At 68.2% G+C, this 5,241-nt stretch carries 6 protein-coding genes; 4 read left to right on the forward strand and 2 right to left on the reverse strand.

Annotation, left to right across the window (positions count from 1 at the left end; all coding sequences use genetic code 11):
- Positions 1-44 precede the first annotated feature (44 nt).
- Both tldD and QZW52_RS18400 read left to right on the forward strand, forming a co-directional pair.
- Entirely contained in the window at positions 45-1,508 is a 1,464-nt protein-coding gene (gene tldD, locus QZW52_RS18395; RefSeq protein WP_294001421.1) for a metalloprotease TldD, read from the forward strand.
- 234 nt (positions 1,509-1,742) lie between these two features.
- The gene (locus QZW52_RS18400) at positions 1,743-2,861 is read left to right on the forward strand and encodes a 3-deoxy-7-phosphoheptulonate synthase (RefSeq protein ID WP_294001424.1); all 1,119 of its coding nucleotides are present in this window, start codon (positions 1,743-1,745) and stop codon (positions 2,859-2,861) included.
- Here QZW52_RS18400 and QZW52_RS18405 read toward each other — a convergent pair.
- Positions 2,842-3,423, reverse strand: a complete 582-nt coding sequence (locus tag QZW52_RS18405; protein ID WP_294001427.1) for a cob(I)yrinic acid a,c-diamide adenosyltransferase — start codon at positions 3,421-3,423, stop codon at positions 2,842-2,844. The two genes, QZW52_RS18400 and QZW52_RS18405, sit on opposite strands and share 20 nt — an antisense overlap.
- Positions 3,424-3,507: 84 nt before the next feature.
- Between QZW52_RS18405 and QZW52_RS18410 the strand changes: the two genes are divergently transcribed.
- Entirely contained in the window at positions 3,508-4,251 is a 744-nt protein-coding gene (locus tag QZW52_RS18410) for a UPF0149 family protein (protein WP_294001430.1), read from the forward strand.
- A gap of 82 nt (positions 4,252-4,333) precedes the next feature.
- Positions 4,334-4,762, forward strand: coding sequence for a universal stress protein (locus QZW52_RS18415; RefSeq protein ID WP_294001432.1), 429 nt, complete (start codon positions 4,334-4,336; stop codon positions 4,760-4,762).
- A 29-nt stretch (positions 4,763-4,791) separates the two neighbouring features.
- On the opposite strand, the gene QZW52_RS18420 is transcribed toward QZW52_RS18415, so the two are convergent.
- Complete coding sequence (locus QZW52_RS18420; protein ID WP_294001434.1) at positions 4,792-5,007, reverse strand: hypothetical protein; 216 nt, start codon at positions 5,005-5,007, stop codon at positions 4,792-4,794.
- Positions 5,008-5,241 lie beyond the last annotated feature (234 nt).

The following is a 5,241-nucleotide window of genomic DNA, read 5'->3' on the forward strand; positions in this document are numbered from 1 at the left end:
CATCGGTCGCAGACGCGGCCCGGCGGCGTCCCTAGAATGCGCCCATGATCTCTCGCGAACCCACCCTCGAACGACTGGCCACGGCGCGCCGGTTGCTGCTGGACCCGTTTGGCCTGACCGAGGCCAGCCTCACACGGGCGCTCAACACCATCTCGGCGCACCGCGTGGACGACGCGGACCTGTATTTCCAGTACACGCGCAGCGAGGGCTGGAGCCTGGAGGAGGGCATCGTCAAGAGCGGCAGCTTCAGCATCGACCAGGGCGTCGGCGTGCGGGCGGTGGCGGGCGAGAAGACGGCGTTCGCGTACTCGGACGACATCTCCGAAGCCGCGCTGCTCGACGCGGCCCGCACCGTGCGAACGATCGCCGCCGCAGGGCAAAGCCGCCGCGTCAAGATCGACACCCCGCAGCACGTCGCTTCCAGCCGCCGTCTCTACCCCGACCTGGACCCGATCGCGACCCTCGACAGCACGCAGAAGGTGGCACTGCTGGAGCGCGTCGAGAAGATGGCCCGCGCCAAAGACCCGCGGGTCGTGCAGGTCATGGCGGGAATGGCCGGTGAATACGACGTGGTGATGGTGGCCCGCGCTGACGGCACGCTCGCGGCGGACGTGCGCCCGCTGGTGCGCGTGTCGATCACGGTGATCGCCGAGCAGAACGGGCGGCGCGAGGTCGGCTCCGCGGGTGGCGGCGGGCGCTTCGGTTTCGGCTACTTCACCGATGCGCTGCTGCAGCAATACGTTGACCAAGCGGTTCACGCCGCGCTGACGAATCTGGACAGCCGCCCGGCCCCCGCGGGCGAGATGACCGTGGTGCTCGGGTCCGGCTGGCCCGGCATCCTGCTGCACGAGGCGGTCGGCCACGGGCTGGAAGGCGACTTCAACCGCAAGGGATCGAGCACCTTCGCCGGCCGTATCGGCGAGCGCGTCGCGGCCAAGGGCGTGACGGTGCTGGACGACGGCACGATCGCCGACCGCCGCGGCTCGCTCAACATCGACGACGAAGGCCACGCCAGCCAGAAGAACGTGCTGATCGAGGACGGCATCCTGAAGGGCTATATCCAGGATGCGATGAACGCCCGCCTGATGAAGACCGCGCCCACCGGCAACGGCCGCCGCGAGAGCTACGCCCATGTGCCGATGCCGCGCATGACCAACACCTACATGCTGGCCGGCGACAAGACGCCCGAGGAGATCATCGCGTCGATCGACCGAGGACTCTACGCCAGCAACTTCGGCGGCGGGCAGGTGGACATCACCAGCGGCAAGTTCGTGTTCTCGGCCAGCGAGGCGTACTGGGTCGAGAAGGGCAAGATCCTCTACCCGGTCAAGGGCGCGACGCTGATCGGCAACGGCCCGGACGCGATGAACCGCGTGTCGATGATCGGCAACGACCTGGCGCTCGACTCGGGCGTGGGCACCTGCGGCAAGGACGGGCAGAGCGTGCCGGTGGGTGTCGGACAGCCCACACTGCGCATCGACGGCCTGACCGTTGGCGGCACGGCTTGACCGGCGCGCTTGACGCCAAGCCACGCCGCCCCCTACATTTGACCCCCATGAAGCGCGCAGCCGTCTTTTTTAGCTACTTTTGGTTCTCGTACCGCCCGGCGGAGGAGAGGCAAACGCGTAGCTGAACAAGCCCGCAAGCACTCCCAGACAACCGCCGGAACCCCCGGCGGTTTTTTTTCGCCCCGACATTTCCTTCCCCTTTCCCCTTCGACACCCACTCAGGACACCCCGACCATGAACGCCACGCACGCCGCCCCCACCGACTCCTGGTATCCGCCCGTTGATCGCACCTCGCAAACCGACGATGAAAGGATCCAGGACGTGACCCCGCTGCCCCCTCCCGAACACCTGATCCGCTTCTTCCCCATCCGGGGAACGGCGGTCGAGCAACTGATTGGCAGCACCCGCCAGTCCATCCGCGACATCATGCAGGGCCGCGACGACCGGCTGCTGGTGGTGATCGGCCCGTGCTCGATCCACGACCCGGCCGCCGCGCTGGAGTACGCCCGCCGGCTGAAGCCGCTGCGCGAGCAGTACAAGGACACGCTGGAAATCGTCATGCGCGTGTACTTCGAGAAGCCGCGCACGACGGTCGGCTGGAAGGGCCTGATCAACGACCCCTACCTCGACGAGAGCTACCGCATCGACGAGGGGCTGCGCATCGCCCGGCAGTTGCTGGTGGAGATCAACCGCCTGGGCGTGCCGGCGGGCAGCGAGTTCCTCGACGTGATCTCGCCGCAGTACATCGGCGACCTGATCGCGTGGGGCGCCATCGGTGCGCGCACCACCGAGAGCCAGGTCCACCGCGAACTCGCGTCGGGCATCTCCGCGCCGATCGGCTTCAAGAACGGCACCGACGGCAATTTGCGCATCGCCACCGACGCGATCCAGGCGGCGGCGCGTCCGCACCACTTCCTGTCGGTCCACAAGAACGGGCAGGTCGCCATCGTCGAGACCAAGGGCAACCCCGACTGCCACGTCATCCTGCGCGGCGGTAAGGCGCCCAACTACGACGCCGCCAGCGTGGCCGCCGCGGTGCGCGACCTCGACACCGCCAAGCTGCCGACGCCGCTGATGGTCGATTGCAGCCACGCCAACAGCAGCAAGCAGCACGAGCGCCAGATCGCGGTCGCCCGTGACATCGCCGACCAGATCGCCGGCGGTAGCCGCAGTGTCTTCGGCGTCATGGTCGAAAGCCACCTCAAGGCCGGCGCGCAGAAGTTCAGCGCCGGCAAGGACGACCCATCACAGCTCGCCTACGGCCAGAGCATCACCGACGCCTGCATCGGCTGGGACGACTCCGAGTCCGTGCTGGCGGTGCTGAGTCAGGCGGTCAAGGCTCGGCGCGGCTGAGGCGCTCGCTCTTCCAGTACACGTCGTCGCCGCCCAGCCCGTCCAGGTTGGCGCGGTTCAACACCCGGGCCAGCACGAACAGCAGGTCCGACAGCCGGTTCAGGTACTGGCGCGGCGTGGCGTTGACCCCTTGCGGCTCCTGCACCGTCAGCGTCACGACGGCGCGCTCGGCCCGGCGGGCGATGGTGCGGGCGACGTGTGCGATGGCGGCGCTGCGCGTGCCGGCCGGGAGGATGAACTCCTGCAGGCGGGGCAGCGTGGCGTTGTGGTGCGCCAGCGCCTCGTCCAGCCGCAGCACGGCGTCGTCCTTGAGCAGCGTGTAGCCGGGGATGCACAGCTCGCCGCCGAGGTTGAACAGCTCGTGCTGGACGACGACGAGCAGCTCGCGCACGTCCGCCGGCAGCGGCTCGGCCAGCAGTACGCCGAGTTGCGAGTTGAGTTCGTCCACGTCGCCCATCGCGGCGATGCGCAGGTGGTCTTTCGGTACGCGGGTGCCGTCGCCGAGGCCGGTGGTGCCGTCGTCGCCGGTGCGGGTGCTGATTTGAGTGAGTCGGTGTCCCATGCCGACATCGTACCGTCCACCGCACCGCAGGCGGTGTCAACCGGCACAATACCGGCACACCAGAACAGCCAGAGCCGCCCGACCATGAACCCCTCCAACGACCTGAACGACGCCGAAATCGGCGAACTCGACGACCTGCTCGCCGCCATCCCCCAGCCGCTCGATGCGCTGGACGTGGTGATGCTGGACGGCTACCTCTGTGGCGTGCTGTCGCAGCCGATGGCCATCGACATCGCCGACTGGCTGCCACCGGCCTGCGACTGGAACCTCGGCGAGGGCGGCCAGGTGCTCACCCCGGACACCAAGGGCTGGCACGCCGCCAAGCACGAGCGGCTGGTGCAACTCGTGCAGCGCCGCTTCGATGCCATCCACCGTGCGATGGTCGAAGACGAATGGTTCGACCCGGTGGTGATGCAGCCGCTGGACGACAACGACCAGCCGCTGACCGGTCGCGCCGAGATTGAAGGCGCGCTGGCCCCGTGGGTCACGGGCTACGAACATGCGCTGAACCACTTCCCGGCGCTGGAAGAACTCGGTCACGCCGACCTGGCGGACCTGCTCGCCTGCCTGCGCCGCCATCTGCCGGAGCAGAGTGAAGACGAGCAGGCGTACACCAAGGCACTCGACCAGGAGCAGCCGCTCAACTCGCTCGACGCCGCGATCGAGGATCTGGTGGCCACCGTCATCGACCTCGCCACCATCGGCCGCACCGAGCGCCTGAAAGTCACCACCGTGCGCCGCGGGATGCCCAAGGTGGGCCGCAACGAGCCGTGCCCCTGCGGCAGCGGTCGCAAGTTCAAGCTCTGCCACGGCCGCGATTCCGCTTGATGTGCATCAAGCCGGGAGGGCGGCAAGGGGCAGAGACTGGCCCCAAGCCCACCACAGGGTGCGGTCCACAAGGAGCGATGCCATGAACATCCTGGTTGCCGTCGATGGCAGCGAATTCACCCGGCGCATGGTCGCCTACTGGGCGGCGCACGACGAATGGCTGGGTCCGCAGCACACCTACACGGTGCTCACCGTCGTGCCGCCGATCCCGCCTCGGGCCGCGGCGGTGCTAGACCGCGAACTGCTGCATGCCTACTACGCGGAGGAAGGCGAGAAGGTGTTCCACCCGCTGCGGATTTTCCTGGACCAGCAGGGGCTGGGGCCGCATGCGACCTTCCTGAGCAAGACCGGGCACGTGGCCGACACCATCGCCAGGAGCGCCACCGAAGGCGGCTTCGACCTGCTGGTCATGGGGTCGCACGGGCACTCCGGGCTGGGCAATCTGGTGCTTGGCTCCGTGGCGACACGGGTGATGGCGCATTGCAAGACGCCCGTGCTGCTCGTGCGCTGAGGCGCGCCGGCCGGCCGGATCCCTGGTGCTCAGCGGCGGGTGTTCGGCGCCTTGGTGGGGGTGGGCTGGGCTGCAGGGCGGGGCGTGGAGCCGGCCTTGGGGTCCAGGCTCAGGTCCAGACCGAACGCGGTGCCGTAGTCGGCGAAGTCGGCCGCTTTCTGCTGGGCAGCGGCGCGCTGAGTGCGGCCGGCAAACCAGGTGGACCAGTGGAACCAACTGTGCAGCGTGCGTCGTTCGGTCGTCATTGTCGTTCTCCCAGAAACATCAGCCTTCTCGCGGGCCAGCCCGTCCGGCGTCCACGCAAAACTGCGCTTGCGTGTGCAGCACCGAGTGCGCAAGGACCGGAAAACGTGTGGCTCTTGCGGTGCAGTGTAGCGAGCGGTCTGTGACTTCTATCTGCATATAGCCCCTCTCGTCACTGCGGGCGTGCAGGATGTCCGGGTGGCTGCGGCGTATGAGCGACATGAGGGTTTCAGGCA

Source organism: Sphaerotilus sp. (assembly GCF_013299175.1).
Lineage (GTDB): Bacteria > Pseudomonadota > Gammaproteobacteria > Burkholderiales > Burkholderiaceae_C > Sphaerotilus.